Source organism: Pantoea sp. 1.19, from assembly GCF_001922585.1.
In the GTDB taxonomy this organism is placed as follows: Bacteria; Pseudomonadota; Gammaproteobacteria; order Enterobacterales; family Enterobacteriaceae; genus 1-19.
Genome location: NZ_MRBS01000004.1, coordinates 96,842 through 117,811, shown reverse-complemented (window position 1 = coordinate 117,811; position 20,970 = coordinate 96,842). Strand labels below are relative to the sequence as shown.

Annotated in this window: 15 protein-coding genes; 8 read left to right on the top strand and 7 right to left on the bottom strand. The window is 61.2% G+C overall.

Annotated features, from left to right (window positions below; genetic code table 11):
* Positions 1-240: 240 nt before the first annotated feature.
* The 4 genes from hofC to nadC form a co-directional block, all read right to left on the bottom strand.
* Positions 241-1,458, bottom strand: coding sequence for a protein transport protein HofC (gene hofC, locus BS626_RS09715; RefSeq protein WP_075182200.1), 1,218 nt, complete (start codon positions 1,456-1,458; stop codon positions 241-243).
* Positions 1,445-2,827, bottom strand: coding sequence for an ATPase, T2SS/T4P/T4SS family (locus tag BS626_RS09710; RefSeq protein WP_075182199.1), 1,383 nt, complete (start codon positions 2,825-2,827; stop codon positions 1,445-1,447). Before BS626_RS09710 ends, hofC begins: the two co-directional genes overlap by 14 nt.
* A complete protein-coding gene (gene ppdD, locus BS626_RS09705; RefSeq protein WP_075182198.1) occupies positions 2,824-3,267 on the bottom strand; it encodes a prepilin peptidase-dependent pilin in 444 nt (147 codons plus the stop codon). Before ppdD ends, BS626_RS09710 begins: the two co-directional genes overlap by 4 nt.
* A gap of 198 nt (positions 3,268-3,465) precedes the next feature.
* On the bottom strand, positions 3,466-4,356 hold the full coding sequence (nadC, locus tag BS626_RS09700) for a carboxylating nicotinate-nucleotide diphosphorylase (RefSeq protein ID WP_075182197.1): 891 nt from the start codon (positions 4,354-4,356) through the stop codon (positions 3,466-3,468).
* 145 nt (positions 4,357-4,501) lie between these two features.
* On the opposite strand from nadC, the gene ampD reads away from it, so the two are divergent.
* Both ampD and ampE read left to right on the top strand, forming a co-directional pair.
* Positions 4,502-5,071 (top strand): 1,6-anhydro-N-acetylmuramyl-L-alanine amidase AmpD, encoded by a 570-nt coding sequence (ampD, locus tag BS626_RS09695; protein WP_075182196.1) that lies wholly within the window; start codon positions 4,502-4,504, stop codon positions 5,069-5,071.
* Positions 5,068-5,922 (top strand): beta-lactamase regulator AmpE, encoded by an 855-nt coding sequence (ampE, locus tag BS626_RS09690; RefSeq protein ID WP_075182195.1) that lies wholly within the window; start codon positions 5,068-5,070, stop codon positions 5,920-5,922. Before ampD ends, ampE begins: the two co-directional genes overlap by 4 nt.
* Before the next feature lie 65 nt (positions 5,923-5,987).
* On the opposite strand, the gene aroP is transcribed toward ampE, so the two are convergent.
* Complete coding sequence (gene aroP, locus BS626_RS09685) at positions 5,988-7,346, bottom strand: aromatic amino acid transporter AroP (protein ID WP_075182194.1); 1,359 nt, start codon at positions 7,344-7,346, stop codon at positions 5,988-5,990.
* A 507-nt stretch (positions 7,347-7,853) separates the two neighbouring features.
* On the opposite strand from aroP, the gene pdhR reads away from it, so the two are divergent.
* From pdhR to BS626_RS09660, 5 genes are all read left to right on the top strand, one after another.
* Entirely contained in the window at positions 7,854-8,618 is a 765-nt protein-coding gene (gene pdhR / locus BS626_RS09680) for a pyruvate dehydrogenase complex transcriptional repressor PdhR (RefSeq protein WP_075182193.1), read from the top strand.
* 127 nt (positions 8,619-8,745) lie between these two features.
* Complete coding sequence (gene aceE / locus BS626_RS09675) at positions 8,746-11,409, top strand: pyruvate dehydrogenase (acetyl-transferring), homodimeric type (protein WP_075182192.1); 2,664 nt, start codon at positions 8,746-8,748, stop codon at positions 11,407-11,409.
* A 14-nt stretch (positions 11,410-11,423) separates the two neighbouring features.
* A complete protein-coding gene (gene aceF, locus BS626_RS09670; protein ID WP_075182191.1) occupies positions 11,424-13,319 on the top strand; it encodes a pyruvate dehydrogenase complex dihydrolipoyllysine-residue acetyltransferase in 1,896 nt (631 codons plus the stop codon).
* 174 nt (positions 13,320-13,493) lie between these two features.
* Complete coding sequence (lpdA, locus tag BS626_RS09665; protein ID WP_075182383.1) at positions 13,494-14,921, top strand: dihydrolipoyl dehydrogenase; 1,428 nt, start codon at positions 13,494-13,496, stop codon at positions 14,919-14,921.
* Between the two features lie 103 nt (positions 14,922-15,024).
* Positions 15,025-15,456: a hypothetical protein gene (locus tag BS626_RS09660; protein WP_139308807.1), complete on the top strand. Its 432-nt coding sequence runs from the start codon at positions 15,025-15,027 to the stop codon at positions 15,454-15,456.
* A gap of 37 nt (positions 15,457-15,493) precedes the next feature.
* On the opposite strand, the gene mgtA is transcribed toward BS626_RS09660, so the two are convergent.
* Both mgtA and hdeA read right to left on the bottom strand, forming a co-directional pair.
* Complete coding sequence (gene mgtA / locus BS626_RS09655) at positions 15,494-18,193, bottom strand: magnesium-translocating P-type ATPase (RefSeq protein ID WP_075182189.1); 2,700 nt, start codon at positions 18,191-18,193, stop codon at positions 15,494-15,496.
* A gap of 852 nt (positions 18,194-19,045) precedes the next feature.
* Positions 19,046-19,360 (bottom strand): acid-activated periplasmic chaperone HdeA, encoded by a 315-nt coding sequence (hdeA, locus tag BS626_RS09650; protein ID WP_075182188.1) that lies wholly within the window; start codon positions 19,358-19,360, stop codon positions 19,046-19,048.
* Between the two features lie 373 nt (positions 19,361-19,733).
* Between hdeA and BS626_RS09645 the strand changes: the two genes are divergently transcribed.
* Positions 19,734-20,879, top strand: coding sequence for an ArgE/DapE family deacylase (locus BS626_RS09645; RefSeq protein ID WP_075182187.1), 1,146 nt, complete (start codon positions 19,734-19,736; stop codon positions 20,877-20,879).
* Positions 20,880-20,970: the final 91 nt, after the last annotated feature.

Sequence of the window (20,970 nt, the reverse complement as noted above, 5' to 3'; positions counted from 1 at the left end):
CTAACCGCCCGCCGCAGAACGCGCGTCACCCAGGCCAACCCGCGGCAGAGACATCCCGATAACCCGCGCCCCACCCGCCCGCCAGCGAGCAGCGGCACTGGCACCCGCGCCGCCGCCGGGCTAACCGCCCGCCGCTGAACGCGCGTCATCAGGCCAACCTGCGGCCGAGACATCCCGATAACCCGCGCCCCGACCCGCCCGCCAGCGAGCAGCGGCACTGGCACCCGCGCCGCCGTCGGGCTAACCGCCCGCCGCTGATAGCGCGTCACCCAGGCCAAACAGCGGCAGATACATCCCAATAACCAGCGCCCCAACCAGCCCGCCAGTCAGCAGCAGCATCACTGGCTCCATCGCCGCCGCCAGACTATCCGCCCGTTCAAGACTGCGTGCCTCGTGCCAGACCGCCAGCCGCTCCAGCAGCACGTCCAGCGTGCCGGACTCTTCGCCGGTACGTATCAGCTGGCGGCAGAGGGGAGTAAACAGCGGCTGGGCGGCGATGCCGCTGTGCAGCGTGTTACCGCCGGCGATGTGCGCGCGCAGCGCGGCGATCGCCTCCTGCCACAGCGGCGGAGGCAGGACCCGCTCTGCGGCGCTCAGGCTCTGCACCAGCGTCAGGCCGGCGGTTTGCGTCAGCGTCAGGGTAGCGTACAGCCTCGCCAGCTGGCTGCCCTGCCACAGCGGGCCCAGCAGGGGGCATCGCAGCAGCAGCCGCTGCTGCCGGGCGACGAACGACGAATAGCGCCTGCCCGCGGCCCGGTACAGGAGCAGCGCCAGCCCGCACAGCGGCGGCGCCGCACCGCCCCACTGCGCCAGCGCCGCGGCGAGATCCAGCAGCATCCGGGTAAAGGTGGGCAGCGGCGCGTCAAGGCTGCGATATACGGCGGCGAACTGCGGTAACACGAACAGCAGCATGCCGGCGCTGACCGCCAGCGCCACCAGCAGGATCAGCAGCGGATAGCGCAAGGCTTTTACCACTTTTTGCTGCAGCAGACGCTGACGCGTCTGCTGCGCGGCCAGTTGTTCACAGCATGCCGCCAGCCTGCCGGTCAGTTCACCCACGGCGATCATCGCCGCACAGAGCGGGCTGAACACGTCCGGCCAGGCCTGTAGCGCCGTAGCGAGAGGGGTGCCCTGGTTCAGCTGCAGGCGCAGGTCGGCAAGCAGCGCCCGCCAGGCAGGCAGGGGATCGCCGTCCGCCAGCAGGCGCAGCGCATCTGACAGCGTTATTCCGGTGTGCAGCAGCGTACCCAGCTGGCGAAACAGCGCGATAAGCCGCTCGTGATCCCGATGATGAAAGCGATGCTGGCGCGCCAGCCGCCTGACGCTGAGCGTCTGCAGCCGCTGTTGCTGCCACAGCATCTCGTCCAGCACCTGACGGCTGGAGGCAAAGGTGCATCCGGTATGCAGAGCGCCATTGGCGTCAAGTGCCGTCCAGTACCACAGCTTACGCGTCGTCATCGGGTAGACCGACCGCGCGATGCAGCTCCGCCAGCGTGGTTTCACCCAGGGCGATCTGCTGCTCTCCCGCCTGATACAGAGTGCGCATACCCTGCTGGCGGGCCAGGTCGGCCAGGCGATCGGCCGGGGCCTCACCGGCGATGGCCTGCTGCAGTCGGGCGTCGATCGGCAGTATTTCAAACAGCGCCAGCCGCCCGTAAAAACCGGAATAGCAGCGCTCACACCCCGGTGCGATCCACGGCGAGGCGCAGGCGGCTGCCGGTTCCGCCGGCGGCGAGGGAGATGCCGCCGCAGGATGGCGACAGTGCGGACACAGGCGTCTGACCAACCGCTGGGCGATAATCAGACGCAGCGAGGTCGCCAGCAACCAGCCGGGGATGCCCATCTGCCGCAGGCGGATCAGGGTGTCGGTGGTGGAGTTGGTGTGCAGGGTGGAGAGCACCAGGTGGCCGGTCTGCGCCGCTTTCAGTGCGATATCGGCCGTCTCTGCATCGCGGATCTCGCCAACCATGATCACATCGGGATCCTGACGCAGCAGCGCGCGCAGCACCCGCTGAAAATCGAGCCCGCTGGGCGCATGCGTTTGGGTCTGGTTAAGGCCGGCCACCGGCATTTCCACCGGGTCTTCCACGCTGCACACTTTGCGGCAGGGGGTATTGATTGCCTGCAGGGCGCTGTAGAGGGTGAAGGTTTTCCCACTGCCGGTCGGTCCGGTAACCAGAATCATGCCCTGTGGGCGGGCCAGTGCCGCCTGAAAGCAGGCCAGCGCTTCCGCCGGCATGCCAAGGTTGGCCAGCGAGCGCGCCTGCGCCCGGCTTTCCAGTAGGCGAATCGCCGCTTTCTCACCGTGGCGGGTCGGCAGCGTAGCCAGTCGAAACGCGCAGGGACGCTGGCCTACCCACTGGCTGAACTGCCCATCCTGCGGCAGGCGACGTTCGGCAATATCCAGCCCGGCGAGGATTTTTAGCCGCGCCAGCAGCGGCGCATGCTGGGCCAGCGCGAGTGGCGGCAGCGCATGCAGCACCCCGTCAACGCGCAGTCGGATTTGCAGGTGCGTTTCCTGCGGCTCAATGTGCATATCCGACGCGCGGCGGACCAGCGCGGTCTCCAGCAGGTCATCCAGCACCGTGGCAATCGGCGCAGCAGACGGCGCCTCCGGCACCGCCTGCTGCGCGTAGTGGGCCAGCTGTGCGGGAGAGCACGGCACGATATCCAGCGGTTGGTCGGTGACAAAGCGCAGCGCCTGCAACAGCGGCTGCAGGCTGCCTTCCGCCACCGCGATACGCAGCGGATCGGCGATGGGGTCGATCACTTCCGCCTGCCAGCGCTGGCATACCTGCTGGATAAGCGTAGCCTGTTCCGGACTCACGGCGTCTCTCCCGAGGACTGAAAGCGGAACACCGACTGGCACGCCGCCCGCAGAGCGTCACTGTCGCTGTCGCAGCGCTGCTGCCAGCGCAGCAGGCCGTTTTTCTGCTGCTCCGGCGTCAGGGTCAGGGTCAGGCCGGTGAGCATGTCGCCGCCGTGAACCGCCAGCTGGCCGTGATTCAGCGTTAGCCGGGCGATATAGCGCGACGGTGTGGGGGAAGGTATTCCCTCGCTGCCGCTGCTGCACGCCGCCACGTTGCCGTGCTCAATGGCGCAGAGTTCGGCAGCGGTTTTGAGCGGCATCACGCTCTGCAGCATGTCGGTCAACGCGGCTTTCTGCAGATAACCCTGATAGGCCGGCAGCCCGATGGCGCTGAGCATGGCAATCATGGTGATAACAATCATCAGCTCAATCAGGGTAAATCCGTGTTGGGTGGCCATAGTACAACTCCATCATATTGGAGCTACCAGGATAGCGATGCCCGGGCGTACGCGGCGAGGGCAAAATGCGCGGACGGGAAGCGGGTGCGCACTGTTTTATTGACGTTGCACGCGGTTACAGTCAGAAAGGAAAGAAGGCAGGAAGGAGAGATTAAAGCGGGACGACCGCCCCGCCGGGAGGCGGCGGGGCCGGGCTTATCAGGCAAAGCGCAGCGAGAGATCCAGTGCGCGGATATGCTTGGTCAGCGCACCGACCGAAATAAAATCGACGCCGGTCAGGGCGTAGCTGCGCAGGGTGCTTGCGGTCACGTTCCCGGAGACCTCCAGCTGGGCGCGTCCGGCGGTCAGGGTGACGGCCTGGCGCATCTGCTCGAGCGTAAAATTATCCAGCATTACAATATCGGCCCCCGCCTCGAGCGCCAGGCTCAGCTCATCAAGCGATTCCACTTCGACCTCCACCGGTACATCCGGATGCAGCCAGAAGGCTTTCGCAATGGCTTCGCGCACGCCGCCGGCGGCGATGATGTGGTTCTCTTTGATCAGAAACGCATCGGTCAGGCCGAGGCGGTGGTTTGCTCCGCCGCCGCACAGCACGGCGTATTTTAGCGCGCTGCGCAGGCCGGGTACGGTTTTACGCGTATCCAGCAGCTGAGCACTGGTGCCCTCCAGCAGCGTCACAAAACGGCTGACTTCGGTTGCGACGCCGGACAGCGTCTGCACGAAGTTCAGCGCGGTGCGCTCGCCGGTTAAAATCCGGCGCGCGTTGCCGCTCAGGGTAAACAGCGTCTGATTGGCGCGGATGGCGTCACCGTCGGCGACCATCCAGTGGATCTCCGTTTGCCCCCCCAGCTGGGTAAACACCTCTTCCACCCAGCGTCTGCCGCAAAATATGCCGGCTTCGCGGGTGATCACCGCGGCGCGCGCGGCGCGCTCTTCCGGCAGCAGGGCGGCGGTAATGTCGCGATCGGCATCCACCTCACCGCCCAAATCCTCACACAGTGCCAGGGCGACACCGGCGGGAATATCATGCTCAATACGCGCAAGCAGCTGTTGGCGACGGACGGCAGAATCATAGCGACGGGTAGTCATTCACGGGCTCCGAAAGGCGGATAAAAAGTGCGTTTACTCTAGCGCGTTTGTGCCCGCCACGCCAGCCAACGGCGCGGCGATACTCCTCGCGGGCGAGCGAAACGTGTTACCCTGAAAAGCAGTGTTTTCTGACGGAGAGTCCGGCATGCGGCTGGAAGAAGGATGGATAAGCGGCGTACGGCGAGTGCCGTCGCCTCACGTTAATGCGCGACCGTCGGGCGAGGTGCCCGCGCTGTTAGTGATCCACAATATTAGCCTGCCGCCGGGTGAATTTGGCGGACCGTGGATCGACCGGCTGTTCAGCGGCACGCTCGACCACGATGCGCACCCGTTTTTCGCCGGGATCCGGCATTTGCGGGTGTCCGCACACTGCCTGATCCGTCGCGATGGCGAAATTGTCCAGTACGTGCCGTTTCACCTGCGCGCCTGGCACGCCGGCGTGTCGCAGTGGCAGGGACGCGAGGCCTGCAATGACTTTTCCATCGGGATTGAGCTGGAGGGCACCGATACGCTGCCCTACACGGACGCCCAGTATCAGGCGCTGCAGGCGGTAACGATGCTGCTGATGGCGCACTATCCGATCACACCAGATACCCTTACCGGACACAGCGACATTGCGCCGCAAAGAAAAACCGATCCCGGTCCGGCTTTTGACTGGGCGCGCTACCGTCAGGCGCTGACCGTCGGGGAACAGCAGGGGAGCACCGCGCGATGACGTTATTCAGTTTATTGTTAGTGTTGGGATTCGAGCGCCTGTTTAAACTCGGTGAGCACTGGCAGCTGGAGCAGCGTTTGACGCCGCTGTTTCGCCGCCAGCGCCGCTTTTCGCTGCTGCGCACGCTGCTGCTGATGCTACTGCCGATGGCGCTGGTGGCGGTGGCCATCGCTGCGCTGCGTGGGCTCTATTTTGGCGCGCCGCTGCTGCTGTTCTGGATCGCGCTTGGCATGTTGTGCATTGGCGCAGGCTCGACGCGCCTGCATTACCACCGCTACCTGCAGGCGGCCAGCCGCGGTGACCGCGATGCCTGCGAGGCGATGTCAGCCGAGCTAACCCTGATTCACGGCGTGCCGCCGGCCTGCAGCGAGCGGGAATACCTCACCGCGCTGCAAAACGCGCTGCTGTGGATTAACTACCGCTTTTATCTGGCGCCGATGTTCTGGTTTGTCGTCGGAGGGCCGTGGGGGCCGGTGCTGCTGGTGGGGTACGCGGTACTGCGCGCCTGGCAAAGCTGGCTGGCGCGTCAGGCCCAGCCGCTGGTGCGGGTGCAGTCGGGCGTGGATGCGCTGCTGCACTGGCTGGACTGGATCCCGGTGCGGCTCGTCGGCGTTGCCTATGCGTTGATCGGTCACGGTGAGCGCGCGCTGCCCGCCTGGCTGGCCTCGTTGGGCGATCGCCACACTCCGCAGTATCAGGTGCTGACCCGACTGGCGCAGTTTGCGCTGGCGCGCGATCCGCACACTGACAGTGTCACCACCCCGCGTATAGCGGTGCAGCTGGCGAAGCGCGTTTCGCTGGTGCTGGTGGTGGTGGTGGCGCTGCTTACTATCTACGGCACGCTGGTATAAAAAAGGACGCGGGCGCGTCCTCAGAGCAGGTAGCCCCGACCGGGTCGGGGTCGCCGTTAACCGGATCAGGCTTTCTGCACCGCCAGTTTGATACGGTAGCCTACGGCCAGCACCACCAGCCATACCGGAATCAGCCAGACCGAAATTGCCATGCCCGGCGTCAACGCCATGATCAGCAGAATGCCGGCCATGAACAGCAGGCAGATCCAGTTTCCAACCGGGTAGAGCAGTGCTTTAAAGCGGGTCTGCACCCCCTGCTGGTCTTTTACCCGACGAAATTTCAGGTGTGCCAGGCTTATCATCGCCCAGTTGATCACCAGCGCGGAGACCACCAGCGCCATCAGCAGGCCAAAGGCTTCGCCCGGCATCAGGTAGTTAATCAGCACGCAGAACGCCGTTGCCACGGCGGAAACCAGAATGGTGATCACCGGCACGCCGCGCTTGTCGACCTTCAGCAGCGCCTTCGGCGCGTTACCCTGTTGCGCCAGGCCGAACAGCATGCGGCTGTTGCAATAGACGCAGCTGTTATAGACCGACAGCGCGGCGGTGAGGATCACCACGTTCAGCGCGTTGGCCACCAGGCTGTCGCCCAGCTCGTGAAAAATCAGCACGAACGGACTGGTGTCCGCCGTGACGCGGGTCCAGGGCAGCAGTGAGAGCAGCACCGCCAGCGAGCCGACGTAAAAAATCAGGATGCGGTAGATAACCTGATTGGTGGCTTTGGGAATGCTCTGCTCCGGGTTATCCGCTTCCGCGGCGGTGATGCCAACCAGCTCCAGCCCGCCAAAAGAGAACATAATGATCGCCATCATCATGATCAGTCCGGTCATGCCGTTTGGCAGAAACCCGCCCTGTTCCCACAGGTTACGTACCGTAGCCTGCGGTCCGGCGTGGCCGCTAAACAGCAGCCAGCCGCCAAACAGGATCATGCCGATCACCGCCACTACTTTTATGATGGCGAACCAGAACTCCATCTCACCAAACACTTTCACATTCGTCAGGTTGATGGCGTTGATCAGCAGGAAGAACGCGGCGGCGGTGATCCAGCTGGGGATCTCGGGCCACCAGAACTGAATGTATTTGCCCACGGCGGTCAGTTCGGCCATGGCGACCAGTACATACAGCACCCAGTAATTCCAGCCGGAGGCGAAGCCGGCAAAGTTGCCCCAGTATTTGTAGGCAAAGTGGCTGAAACTGCCGGCGACCGGCTCTTCCACCACCATTTCACCCAGCTGACGCATAATCAGAAAAGCGATAAAGCCGGCAATAGCGTAGCCGAGAATCACGGCCGGACCGGCGGATTGAATGACCGATGCGCTCCCCAGAAACAGGCCGGTGCCCACCGCACCCCCCAACGCAATCAGCTGAATATGGCGGTTTTTTAAGCCGCGCTTCAGCTGCTCACCCTGAATTTGATCATCCATCGTGAATCCTCGTTGTGCTTACGCACGGGGGGTTGTCCCGTTGTAAGATTATAATGACATTTATGTATTAAATTATTTACAGTGCCAGCTTGAAAAAAGCTCGTCTGGTGCTACCGTTGCGACAAGAATAGTGTTAGGCCAACGCTAATGCACGCGCTTTCTGGCCGTGGTGTAGCGGCTCGAGTAAAAAATCGTCGCCGGCTCACACTTCTTTCAGGCCGTTTTTTGGCATGAAATGCGCAGATTGACGAATAGGTTTACCTTATAACGGCGCGAAATGGCGTCAGTAACTGCGCGTCACGGCTCATAAAATGTCGCTGTTCCGCCAGGAAAGGCAGCGCAAAAAGGTAAGCATATCCACTGAATGGCGGCGAAAAACCCGGGCTTTACGGTCAGTGATGGCGTGGGCCGCTGGCTGGACAGCAGGTGAATACTTTGTTACTTTAGCGGCTCTTTTTTGCAATTGGTATTACCAATTTACTCCGCGCAGGGTATGAAGACAGCACGATGGCTTACAGCAAAATCCGCCAACCTAAACTTTCAGACGCTATCGAGCAGCAGCTTGAATCCCTGATCATGGAAGGGACGCTGCGGCCGGGCGAGAAATTGCTGCCGGAGCGTGAACTGGCCAAACAATTCGATGTCTCACGTCCATCACTGCGCGAAGCGATACAGCGGCTCGAGGCCAAAGGCCTGCTGCTACGCCGACAGGGCGGCGGTACCTTCGTCCAAACCCATCTCTGGCAAAGCCTGAGCGATCCGCTCACCACCTTACTGACTCAACACCCTGAATCGCAGTTCGATTTGCTGGAGACGCGCCATGCGCTGGAAGGGATTGCCGCTTACTATGCCGCGCTGCGCGGCACGGAAGAAGACATCACCCGCATCCGCGACTGCCATACGCAGATCCAGCGTGCGCAGCAGAGCGGCGATCTTGACGCCGAGGCCGATGCGGTGATGCAGTATCAGATTGCGGTCACCGAGGCCGCCCACAATGTGGTGCTACTGCACCTGCTGCGCAGCATGGGCCCGATGCTGGAACAGAATGTGCGGCAGAATTTTGAATTGCTCTACACCCGCCGCGAAATGCTGGCGCAAGTGAGCGAACACCGCGCCAGTATTTTTGCGGCGATAGTCGCCCGCGAGCCGGAAAGGGCCCGCGAAGCGTCCCACCGTCACCTGGCGTTTATTGAGGAGATCTTGCTGGATCGCAGTCGGGAACAGACGCGACGAGAGCGTTCTTTGCGGCGTCTCCAGCAACGAAAGGAATAGTGTGCGGCGCAGATCGCACAGTCACGAAACGACGGGCCTGCCTCATTGCGCGCTTCGCAGCGGCAAGATAACAGGGAGACAGGCGCCAGATCATTCAACGTATTAGACACAGATAAGGAATACCCCCATGTCAGAACGTTTACCCAATGACGTGGATCCGATTGAAACTCGCGACTGGCTACAGGCGATCGAATCGGTCATCCGTGAAGAAGGTGTTGAGCGCGCGCAGTTCCTGATTGACCAGGTGCTGGCTGAAGCCCGTAAAGGCGGCGTGAGCGTGGCGGCCGGCGCGGCCTCTCACAACTACATCAACTCTATTGCCGTTGAAGATGAGCCGGCTTATCCGGGGAACACCACGCTGGAGCGCCGCATCCGTTCTGCGATCCGCTGGAATGCGATCATGACCGTGCTGCGCGCCTCGAAGAAAGATCTGGAGCTGGGCGGCCACATGTCTTCCTTCCAGTCTTCTGCCACCGTATACGAAGTGTGCTTTAACCACTTTTTCCGCGCGCGCAATGAGAAAGACGGCGGCGACCTGGTCTACTTCCAGGGCCATATCTCCCCGGGCGTGTATGCCCGTGCGTTCCTCGAAGGGCGCCTGACCGAAGAGCAGATGAATAACTTCCGTCAGGAAGTGCACGGCAAAGGGCTCTCCTCGTATCCGCACCCGAAACTGATGCCGGAATTCTGGCAGTTCCCGACCGTTTCCATGGGTCTTGGCCCGCTGTCGGCCATTTATCAGGCTAAATTCCTGAAATATTTGGAACACCGTGGCCTGAAAGATACCTCTGCACAGACCGTCTACGCTTTCCTCGGCGACGGCGAGATGGACGAGCCGGAATCCAAGGGCGCGATCACCATCGCGACCCGCGAGAAGCTGGACAACCTGGTGTTCATCATCAACTGTAACCTGCAGCGTCTGGACGGTCCGGTCACCGGTAACGGTAAGATCATTAACGAGCTGGAAGGTATCTTCGGCGGCGCCGGCTGGGAAGTGATCAAAGTGATCTGGGGCGGGCGCTGGGACGAGCTGCTGCGTAAAGATACCAGCGGTAAGCTGATTCAGCTGATGAACGAAACCGTGGACGGTGACTACCAGACCTTCAAATCGAAAAATGGGGCTTACGTTCGCGAGCACTTCTTCGGCAAATATCCGGAAACCGCGGCGCTGGTGAAAGATATGTCTGACGATGAGATTTGGGCGCTGAACCGCGGCGGCCACGATCCGAAGAAAATCTTTGCGGCGCTGAAAAAAGCACAGGATACCCAGGGCAAGCCGGTGGTGATCCTGGCGCATACCATTAAAGGCTATGGTATGGGCGACACGGCGGAAGGGAAAAACATCGCTCACCAGGTGAAGAAGATGAACATGGATGGCGTTCGCTACATCCGCGATCGCTTCAACGTACCGGTCAGCGATGCTGAAATCGACAGCCTGCCGTACGTCACCTTCAAAGAGGGCTCCGAGGAGCACACCTACCTGCACGCGCAGCGGCAGAAACTGGGTGGCTATCTGCCGAGCCGTCAGCCGCACTTTGACGAGAAGCTGGAGATGCCGACGCTGGAAGAGTTCAGCGCGCTGCTGGAAGAGCAGAACAAAGAGATCTCCACCACTATCGCGTTTGTGCGTGCCCTGAACGTGATGCTGAAGAACAAATCGATCAAAGATCGCCTGGTGCCGATTCTGGCGGACGAAGCCCGCACCTTCGGAATGGAAGGTCTGTTCCGCCAGATCGGTATTTACAGCCCGAACGGCCAGCAGTACACGCCGCAGGACCGTGAGCAGGTCGCTTACTACCGCGAAGATGAGAAAGGCCAGATCCTGCAGGAAGGTATCAACGAACTGGGCGCCGGCGCCTCCTGGCTGGCGGCGGCGACGTCGTACAGCACCAACAACCTGCCGATGATCCCGTTCTATATTTACTACTCCATGTTCGGCTTTCAGCGCATCGGCGATCTGTGCTGGGCGGCGGGCGATCAGCAGGCGCGCGGCTTCCTGGTTGGCGGCACCTCCGGTCGCACCACGCTGAACGGCGAGGGCCTGCAGCACGAGGACGGTCACAGCCACATTCAGTCACTGACTATCCCGAACTGCATCTCCTACGATCCGGCTTACGCTTATGAAGTGGCGGTGATCATGCATGACGGCCTGGTGCGGATGTACGGTGAGGCGCAGGAAAACGTCTACTACTACATCACCACGCTGAACGAAAATTATCACATGCCGGCAATGCCGCAGGGGGCAGAAGAGGGGATCCGTAAGGGGATCTACAAGCTGGAAACCCTCGACGGCAAGAAAGGCAAAGTGCAGCTGCTGGGCTCCGGCGCTATCCTGCGTCACGTGCGCGAAGCGGCGCAGATCCTGGTGAAGGACTACGGCGTGGGCTCTGACGTTTACAGCGTTACCTCCTTCACCGAGCTGGCCCGCGACGGGCAGGATTGTGAGCGCTGGAACATGCTGCACCCGACGGAAGAGGCGCGCGTACCGTACATCGCTCAGGTGATGAACGATGCGCCGGCGGTGGCTTCAACCGACTACATGAAGCTGTTTGCCGAGCAGGTGCGCAGCTACGTACCGGCCAGCGACTATCGCGTACTGGGCACCGACGGCTATGGCCGCTCTGACAGCCGTGAAAACCTGCGTCACCACTTCGAAGTGGACGCCTCCTACGTGGTGGTCGCGGCGCTGGGTGAACTGGCTAAACGCGGTGAGATCGATAAGAAAGTGGTGGCCGATGCGATCGCCAAATTCGATATCGATGCCGATAAAGTCAACCCGCGTCTGGCATAAGAGGTAACAACGCAATGGCAATTGAAATTAATGTACCGGACATCGGTGCAGACGAAGTCGAAGTCACCGAGGTGATGGTCAAGGTTGGCGATAAGGTGGAAGCCGAGCAGTCGCTGATCGCGGTAGAGGGCGATAAAGCTTCGATGGAAGTACCCTCACCGCAGGCGGGCGTGGTCAAAGCGCTGAAAGTAGCGGTGGGCGACAAAGTCGAAACCGGCAAGCTGATCATGATCTTTGAGGCGGATGACGCCTCTGACGCCGCGGCGCCGGCGGCGAAAGCCGAGCAGCCTGCCGCGCCAGCATCTTCAGCGCCGGCGGCCGCCGCCAGCAAAGCGGTCAACGTACCGGACATCGGCGGTGATGAAGTGGAAGTCACCGAGATTCTGGTCAAGGTTGGTGACAGCGTGGAAGCCGAGCAGTCGCTGCTGACCGTGGAGGGCGACAAAGCCTCCATGGAAGTGCCGGCACCGTTCGCCGGAAAAGTGAAAGAGATCAACGTGGCAACCGGCGACAAAGTCGCCACCGGCAGCCCGATCATGGTGTTTGAGGTGGCGGGTGCCGCGGCACCGGCCGCCGCTGAGCCCGAGCAGCAGGCCGCACCGGCGGCGGCGGCGACCGGCGACAAAGAGGTGCAGGTGCCGGACATCGGCGGTGACGAAGTGGAAGTCACCGAGATTCTGGTCAAGGTCGGCGACAGCGTCGCCGCCGAGCAGTCGCTGATTACCGTTGAGGGCGACAAGGCCTCCATGGAAGTGCCGGCGCCGTTTGCCGGCGTGGTAAAAGCGATCTCAATCACTACCGGTGACAAAGTGGTGACCGGCAGCCCGATCATGGTCTTCGAAGTGGCCGGCGCGGCGCCGGCCGCCGCGTCGGTGGCGAAGCAGGATGCGGCCCCGGCAAAAGCCGAAGAGAAAGCTGCCGCGGCGCCGGCCAAAGCCAGCGGCAGCGGCAGCGGCAGCGGCAAGGAAGAGTTCGCTGAAAACGACGCCTACGTGCACGCCACCCCGGTGATCCGCCGCCTGGCGCGCGAGTTTGGCGTCAACCTGGCAAACGTTAAAGGCACCGGACGCAAAGGCCGGATCCTGAAGGAAGACGTCCAGGCCTACGTGAAAGACGCGGTCAAGCGCGCCGAGTCCGCACCGGCTGCCACAGCGGGCGGCGGCCTTCCGGGTATGCTGCCGTGGCCAAAAGTCGACTTCAGCAAGTTCGGTGAAGTGGAAGAGGTGGAGCTGGGGCGCATCCAGAAAATTTCGGGTGCCAACCTGAGCCGCAACTGGGTGATGATTCCGCACGTAACACACTTCGATAAGACCGATATCACCGATCTGGAAGCGTTCCGTAAGCAGCAGAATGCCGAAGCCGAGAAGCGCAAGCTGGATGTGAAATACACCCCGGTGGTGTTTATCATGAAGGCGGTGGCCGCGGCGCTGGAGCAGATGCCGCGCTTTAACAGCTCGCTGTCGGAAGACGCACAGCGCCTGACGCTGAAAAAGTACGTCAATATCGGCGTGGCGGTGGATACGCCGAACGGGCTGGTGGTGCCGGTGTTCAAGGACGTCAACAAGAAGGGCATCACCGAGCTGTCGCGCGAGCTGATGGCTATCTCCAAAAAAGCGCGTGACGGTAAGCTGACCGCCGGCGAGATGCAGGGCGGCTGCTTTACCATCTCAAGCCTTGGCGGCATCGGTACCACCCACTTTGCCCCGATCGTCAACGCGCCGGAAGTGGCGATCCTTGGCGTCTCTAAATCGGCGATGGAGCCGGTGTGGAACGGGAAAGAGTTTACCCCGCGCCTGATGATGCCAATGTCGCTCTCCTTCGACCACCGGGTGATCGACGGCGCCGACGGTGCGCGCTTCATTACCCTTATCGGCAATATGCTCGCCGATATTCGCCGGCTGGTGATGTAACATTGATGCGTTTACAAGGCCGGCATATGCCGGCCTTGTTACAGAGATTCCTGGCATCGCAGTTTGCAGTTTGTTAACAATTCTGTAAACTTTGGCGGTGAAAATGTCCCGGTGGATAAAGGACTTTTAGTGAGCCCTCGTCGGATACCGCCGGATATCAAATAAGAGGTCATGATGAGTACAGAAATTAAAGCTCAGGTCGTGGTACTTGGAGCTGGTCCTGCAGGTTACTCTGCGGCATTCCGTTGCGCTGATTTAGGTCTGGAGACCGTTCTGGTTGAGCGTTACAGCACCCTCGGCGGTGTCTGTCTGAACGTCGGCTGTATCCCCTCTAAAGCTCTGCTGCACGTCGCCAAAGTGATCGAAGAGGCGAAAGCGCTGGAAGAGCACGGCATTGTGTTCGGTAAGCCGCAGACCGACATCAATAAAATCCGCACCTGGAAAGAGAAGGTGATCAACCAGCTGACCGGCGGCCTGGCCGGCATGGCAAAAGGCCGCAAAGTGACCGTGGTCAACGGCCTCGGTAAATTCACCGGCGCAAACAGCCTGGTGGTGGAAGGGGAGAACGGTGCGACCACCATCCAGTTCGATAACGCCATCATCGCGGCCGGTTCCCGTCCGATTCAGCTGCCGTTTATTCCGCATGACGATCCGCGCGTGTGGGACTCCACCGATGCGCTGGAGCTGAAAAGCGTGCCGGAGCGCCTGCTGGTCATGGGCGGCGGGATCATCGGCCTGGAAATGGGCACCGTCTACCACGCGCTGGGTTCGCAGATAGACGTGGTCGAGATGTTTGACCAGGTGATTCCGGCGGCGGACAAAGACGTGGTGAAAGTGTTCACCAAGCGCATCAGCAAGCAGTTCAACCTGATGCTGGAAACCAAAGTGACCGCCGTTGAAGCGAAAGAAGACGGTATCTACGTCACGATGGAAGGCAAAAAGGCCCCGGCGGAACCGCAGCGTTACGACGCCGTGCTGGTGGCCATCGGCCGCGTCCCCAACGGTAAAAACCTCGATGCCGGTAAAGCGGGCGTGGAGGTTGACGATCGCGGCTTTATCCGCGTCGACAAGCAGATGCGCACCAACGTGCCGCACATTTTTGCCATCGGCGACATTGTCGGTCAGCCCATGCTGGCGCACAAAGGCGTGCACGAAGGCCACGTGGCGGCCGAGGTGATCTCCGGCCTGAAGCACTACTTCGATCCGAAAGTGATCCCGTCCATTGCCTACACCGAGCCGGAAGTGGCGTGGGTTGGCCTGACCGAGAAAGAAGCCAAAGAGCAGGGCATCAGCTACGAAGTCTCCACCTTCCCGTGGGCGGCATCGGGCCGCGCGATCGCCTCTGACTGCGCGGACGGCATGACCAAGCTGATTTTCGACAAAGAGACCCACCGGGTGATCGGCGGCGCGATTGTCGGCACCAACGGCGGTGAGCTGCTGGGCGAAATCGGTCTGGCGATCGAAATGGGCTGTGATGCAGAAGATATTGCGCTGACCATTCACGCGCACCCCACGCTGCATGAGTCCGTCGGCCTGGCGGCAGAAATCTTCGAAGGCAGCATCACCGATCTGCCGAACCCGAAAGCAAAAAAGAAAAAGTAAGCCCTGCGGCTTGCTGACAAACGGCTCCCGAACGGGGGCCGTTTTTTTATCGATGGGGCGCGGCAGAGCGGATATCTGACGCGCCACTGCTGCGGGAGGAAAGGTGCCACGCTATCTCGGAATGGGGGCGATCGTTCTCGCCGTCGCCGCACTGCTGCTGTTTTTTACTCACGTCCTGCTGGGGCCGTTTACCCCCCCGCAGGCAGCCTTACAGGCGCTGGTGGCTGGCCACGTTGGCGCACTAAAAAGCGGGCTCCTCAGCGGATTGGGGCTTGCCACGCCGCCGCCGGTGGTCCGCGTCCGCTGGGATGCCGATCGGGTGCTGGATATCCTCACCCTGCTGCTGGCCGGGCTGGCGCTGGTGACCGCCGCGGCAGCGCACTGTGCCGGCGCCGCGCGCGGCCTCGTCCGGATGGCGCTGGCGCTGGGCTGTGCCACCTTCGTCCTGTATGTCGCGCTGGCGGCCGCGGGGATCTGGCTAATGGCGCTGCTGGCCGGCGCGGTCATCGTGACGCTGGGCTGCCTGTCCGGCTAACCGGCGCAGGCCCCCCGGCGGGGAGCCACGGCGTTAATCAGAACCACTGACCAAACTTGCGCACATACAGGGTTTTCATGCCCTGGCTCAGCAGGCAGTAAGCCAGCAGGGTCGCGAACAGCCACGGGAAGTAGCTCAGCGGCAGCGGCTGCAGCCCGAAGCTACCGGCCAGCGGCGAGAAGGGCAGCCCAATCCCGATCAGCAGCACCAGGCCGGTGGTCAGCAGGATTGGCCAGGTCGGACGGCTTTGAATAAACGGGATCTTCTGGGTGCGCAGCATGTGGACCACCAGCGTCTGCGACAGCAGCCCTTCGACAAACCAGCCCGACTGGAACAGCCCCTGCATTTCCGGCGTGTTCGCGGCAAACACATACCACATCAGGGCAAAGGTGCTGATATCAAAAATCGACGAGGTGGGGCCCATAAACAGCATAAAGCGGCCGATATTTTTGGCGTCCCACTTGCGCGGCTTGCTGACAAACTCTTTATCCATTTTGTCCCACGGCAGCGCCATCTGTGACAGATCGTAAATCAGGTTCTGCAGCAGCAGCTGAATCGCCAGCATAGGCATAAAGGGAATAAAGGCGCTGGCGACCAGCACGGAAAACACGTTACCAAAATTGGAGCTGGCGGTGATATTCAGGTATTTGATGATGTTGCCAAAGGTCTGACGTCCGGTCACCACCCCCTGCTCCAGCACCAGCAGGCTTTTCTCCAGCAGAATGATGTCCGCCGACGCTTTAGCTATGTCAGTGGCGCTGTCGACGGAGATCCCCACGTCGGCGGCGCGCAGGGCGGCGGCATCGTTAATGCCGTCGCCGAGAAAGCCCACCGTGTGGCCGTTCTGCTGCAGCAGGCCGACGATGCGCTGTTTCTGTGACGGCGTCAGCCGGGCAAACAGGGTGTGCAGCTCAATACGCTGACTCAGCGCCTCATCGCTCAGATCGTCCATTTCACTGCCGAGCAGCGGTGTACCGCAGTCCAGCCCAACATCGCGACAGATCTTGCTGCTGATTATCGGGTTGTCACCGGTCAGCACTTTCACCTGCACGCCGCTGTCGCGCAGGGCGGCAATGGCGGCGGCCGCGCTCTCTTTTGCCGGATCGAGGAAGGTCAGCATGCCGCATAAAATCAGATCGCGCTCATCATCCACATCCAGACGCTGGCACCAGCCCGGCGTGCCGAGGCTGCGCCAGCCGACCAGCAGTACCCGGTAGCCCTGTTCGTTAAAGCCCGCTGCCCGCGCCATCAGGCGCTCGCGGGCGGCAGCGTCCAGCGGGTGGATCTGGCCTTCCAGTTCAATATGGCTGGCGACGTCCAGCATCTCCTCCAGCGCGCCTTTGGTGATCAGCAGGTGCTCACCCTGCTGATCGCAGACCGCGACCGAGAGGCGGCGGCGGCTAAAATCAAAGGCCAGCTCGTCCACTTTGCGAAAGTCACGCACCGGCAAAATCGCCAGGCTGTCGCGGCAGCGATCCAGCACCGCGCGATCCATCAGATTATTGAGGCCATTCTGATGATAGCTGTTCAGCCACGCCAGCCGCAGCGTGCGATCGCTGCTGACGCCTTCCAGATTCACTGCCTGCTCAAGCACGATGCGGTCATGGGTCAGGGTGCCGGTTTTGTCGGTGCACAGCACGTCCATTGCGCCGAGGTTCTGAATGGCGTTCATGCGCTTCACCACCACTTTTCGCCGCGCCATTGCCATGGCGCCTTTCGCCAGGTTCGTGCTGACGATCATCGGCAGCATCTCCGGAGTCAGTCCCACCGCCACCGCCAGCGCAAACAGGGTAGCGTCCATCCAGTCGCCTTTGGTGAAGCCGTTCAGGATCAGCACCAGCGGCACCATCACCGCCATAAAGCGGATCAGCAGCCAGCTGACGCTGTTTACGCCGCGGTCAAACGCCGTCTGTGGCTGTTTGCCAACAATGGCTTTGGCCAGCGAGCCGAAATAGCTGGCATTGCCGGTCGCCACGACCACCGCCCGGGCGCTGCCGCCCATTACGCTGGTGCCCATCAGGCAGATATTCGGCTGACACAGCAGGGTGCTTTCGCTCAGCGCGTCACTCCCCGGCTGCGCCTGCTCAATCACCCATTTCTCCACCGGCAGCGCTTCGCCGGTCAGCGACGCCTGGCTGATGATCAGCTCGCGGGCGTCCAGCAGTTTCACATCGGCAGGCACGACGTCACCGGCATGCAGCTCGATAATATCGCCGGGCACCAGCAGCGCCTGATCGACATCGGTAATCTCACCCGGCGCGGCAACCTGCTGACGGCGGCGTACCCGAACGCGGCTGCGGACCAGCGAGCGCAGCGCATCGGCTGTTTTATTGGTGCGAAATTCCTGCCAGAAGCGCAGCAGCCCGCTGAGGGCGATCATCACCAGCATAATGATAATGCCGGTCAGGTCGGTCTCTTCCCCTTTGCGCAGCGGCAGCAGGTAATCGGTAAAGAAGCTGATTGCCGCCAGCCCCATCAGTACAAAAATAAACGGGTTATTGAACGCCAGCAGCAGCTGAAGCCAGGCCGCCGGCGCTTTCTCCTGCGCCACCTCATTGCGGCCAAACTGGCCGAGGCGGTCCTCCACCTGCTGAGCGCTGAGGCCGTCGGCGGAGGTATTCAGGTGGGTAAGGGTCGCGTTAACCGAAGCGTGAGCTTCGGCCGCGACCGGCCAGTTTTGCTGCGCACGGGCAGCGTGGTCGCGCTTGATCGCGACGGTATCCATCATGTGTGTCATCTCAGTGACTCCATTCGCGCGCGGCAGTGCCGCGCCAGCTTAATGAGATGCGTTGCAGGGGAGAGCGTTACTCACCGTATCCGCAACGCGCAAAACGTTGCGTACCAGGGTGGTCGTCCATGGGGACTCCTTAACCGCAAAAAGCGATAGCAATAGCGGGAAACAGCCTGCGGCAGGCACAGGCGCGCAAAGACCGCGCGCCTGTGCGCACAGTCAAAATCAGCGGGTCAGGCCCGGAGGGAACAGGGAGTGGGAAAACGTCATACAACACCTCATCTGCATTGGGGGTCGGGGCAGTGAGGATTACGCACTGCCTGCCAGGGCGGCAGGCATATGGCCTGCCTTGTTACAATCGATAACTGTCCAAGGAGGGTCTCCGTTTTCTGAATTGCGCGCACTGTAGCGCGGTTAGTTACTTAAGTAAACTAACCAACCTTAACCGATAATCAACGGGGAAGAGAACCACGTATTCGGCCGGGCCGGCGACCATCCGTCATTATCCTGTTGCCGCTCACAGGCTGGCCGGCATTGCGGGCGATGCGGTTGCCCGCCGCCCGAGCCGCTATACGCGCGGTACGGCCTGCTCGCTGTTGTGGGTTTGTGCCAAAGCCGTGTGTCCGACGGAAGGGAGGAACGCCCTGATTGGGCTGCGGTAAAGGCCGACGGTGTCGATGTGTCTGTGGCGTTGTTACGGTAGCAACCCGCGTGATCAGCCTGTTAATGGCGCGAATGAGCGGACAGGTGGCGCCGGTAGCCGTAGGGCGTCAGCGCCGCAGAGGGGAGGAATCGGATCCTGACAGGGATGCTCGCTATCCTGCGGCGAGGGCGCCGCAGGATAGCGCAGGGAGAGTATTACATCTCTTTTTTAATTTTGTGCCACTCGTCTTTCACTTTATCTTTAAAGCTGGCGGTTTTATTTTTCTCGCACACCTCAGTGACCAGCGGAGTGACTTTAGCGATACCGTCAACGTCCATCACCGCTTCTTCCGCTTTGCCTTTGCTATTAAGCGCTTCAGCAAATCCGACCGCCGTCGGCTGATAGCTCTCATCCAGCGCGAGGAAATCTTCACAGGTCCAGCTATTGACCGGTTTCGGCGCATCTTTGGCGAAGCTGGCGACCGGGGCCAGCAGTGAAGCGGTAACAATCATCATCGCAATTTTTTTCATTTTGACGTCTCTCATTAGATGAGTGGAGGTAAACAGAATGATACTCAGAGAATATTCAAAATAAGGCCTTATTGACCTTGCACGATATGTATAGTTGTAAATGTTGTTTTGCGCAAATTAATCACCTGGGAAAGTCGGATTTCGTTGATAAGTTATTTCTTTATACCGGCGTCCCAGCGCGGGCTATTTGGCGGCGGGACCGACGATGAGTCGCGTGTGCGGCGGCGAGCGCGCGTACCGCTCTCCCTGCCTGGTGAGCGTTGTCGGCGGGGAGTACGATCGGAGACCTGCCGACGCCCGGTGCCGGATCATGGTAGCCGGTGCGGCGATGGCGGACGGGTATTCCGGATGGCGTTCACAGGAGAGATGACGAATGGACGATCAACAGGCATTACGGTTATTGCAGGACGTGGTGAAAATTGACAGCGTACTGGGCGATGAAAAACGCGTGGCCGACGCGTTGCAGGCGGTGTTCGCCCAGTATGCGATCCCCTGCCAACAGGTTGAATACAGCGCAGGGCGACACCAGCTGATTGCCACGCTGGCGGGGCAGGCGGCCGGGCCGGTATTAGGTTTCTCTGGCCATATGGACGTGGTGCCGGTCGGTGAGATGGCCTGGCACGATGATCCCTTTGCCGCGGTGGTCAAAGACGGGCTGCTCTATGGGCGCGGCAGCTGCGACATGAAATCCGGACTGGTCGCCGCCGTGGCGGCAATGATTCGCTTAAAACAGGCCGGTTCGCTCTTTAAAGGCACGGTTAAACTGCTGGCGACGGTTGGCGAGGAAACCAGCGCCATCGGCGCCGGCCAACTGGTCGATCAAGGCTATGCCGACGATCTGGATGCGCTGATCATTGGTGAGCCGACCAACCTGCGCGTTGGCATCGCGCACAAGGGCGCGCTCTGGCCGCGGATCACCACCTGGGGAAAAACCGCTCACGGCTCCATGCCTGAGCAGGGCGTGAATGCGATCGAGCATATGCTGCTGGTGCTGCAGGCGTTCAAGGCGACCTTCGATCTGGCCAGCGCGACCGATGAGTGGGTGGGGCACTCTACCGCCAGCATCGACGTCATTCGCGGCGGCAACGGCACCAACGTGGTACCCGACAAGTGCACGGTTGAGCTGGATATCCGGACCATTAAGCAGCAAGACCACGCAGGCTTAAAACGCCAGTTCAGGGACATGCTGGACGGCCTCGCGGCGACGGTGCCGAATTTCCGCGCCGATATTGAATTCATTAACGATCTCCCGTCCATGAAAACCGCGGTTGACGATCCGTTCTCGCAGCTCGCGCAGCGCGTGGTGGCGGAGGTCACGGGCAAGCCGGCTTCTGTGTTTGGGCTTACCGGCTACACCGACGGATCGCAATTTGAACGCGTTAAGCGCACGTTTCCAATCCTGATTGTGGGGCCGGGAGACACGCAGCATGCCCATCAGCCGAATGAGTGTGTGAAGATCGCCGATTTTTATCGCATGATAAACATTAATCAGCAGATCGCCGAAGCGTTTTTAGCGTAATCCTACCGCAGGGGCACGGCCGGCGGCGGGCGGCATTCTTCTGAGGGCTACGCCCGTTAATTTCGCGTACCCCGCCGGCCAGTTTCCCCTT

What these genes read in the sequence shown, in the direction of transcription:
- hofC (WP_075182200.1), bottom strand. Translation starts at nt 1,458, where the DNA reads ATGACGACGCGTAAGCTGTGGTACTGGACGGCACTTGACGCCAATGGC.
- ppdD (WP_075182198.1), bottom strand. Translation starts at nt 3,267, where the DNA reads ATGGCCACCCAACACGGATTTACCCTGATTGAGCTGATGATTGTTATC.
- nadC (WP_075182197.1), bottom strand. Translation starts at nt 4,356, where the DNA reads ATGACTACCCGTCGCTATGATTCTGCCGTCCGTCGCCAACAGCTGCTT.
- ampD (WP_075182196.1), top strand. Translation starts at nt 4,502, where the DNA reads ATGCGGCTGGAAGAAGGATGGATAAGCGGCGTACGGCGAGTGCCGTCG.
- ampE (WP_075182195.1), top strand. Translation starts at nt 5,068, where the DNA reads ATGACGTTATTCAGTTTATTGTTAGTGTTGGGATTCGAGCGCCTGTTT.
- aroP (WP_075182194.1), bottom strand. Translation starts at nt 7,346, where the DNA reads ATGGATGATCAAATTCAGGGTGAGCAGCTGAAGCGCGGCTTAAAAAAC.
- pdhR (WP_075182193.1), top strand. Translation starts at nt 7,854, where the DNA reads ATGGCTTACAGCAAAATCCGCCAACCTAAACTTTCAGACGCTATCGAG.
- aceE (WP_075182192.1), top strand. Translation starts at nt 8,746, where the DNA reads ATGTCAGAACGTTTACCCAATGACGTGGATCCGATTGAAACTCGCGAC.
- aceF (WP_075182191.1), top strand. Translation starts at nt 11,424, where the DNA reads ATGGCAATTGAAATTAATGTACCGGACATCGGTGCAGACGAAGTCGAA.
- lpdA (WP_075182383.1), top strand. Translation starts at nt 13,494, where the DNA reads ATGAGTACAGAAATTAAAGCTCAGGTCGTGGTACTTGGAGCTGGTCCT.
- mgtA (WP_075182189.1), bottom strand. Translation starts at nt 18,193, where the DNA reads ATGACACACATGATGGATACCGTCGCGATCAAGCGCGACCACGCTGCC.
- hdeA (WP_075182188.1), bottom strand. Translation starts at nt 19,360, where the DNA reads ATGAAAAAAATTGCGATGATGATTGTTACCGCTTCACTGCTGGCCCCG.
- BS626_RS09645 (WP_075182187.1), top strand. Translation starts at nt 19,734, where the DNA reads ATGGACGATCAACAGGCATTACGGTTATTGCAGGACGTGGTGAAAATT.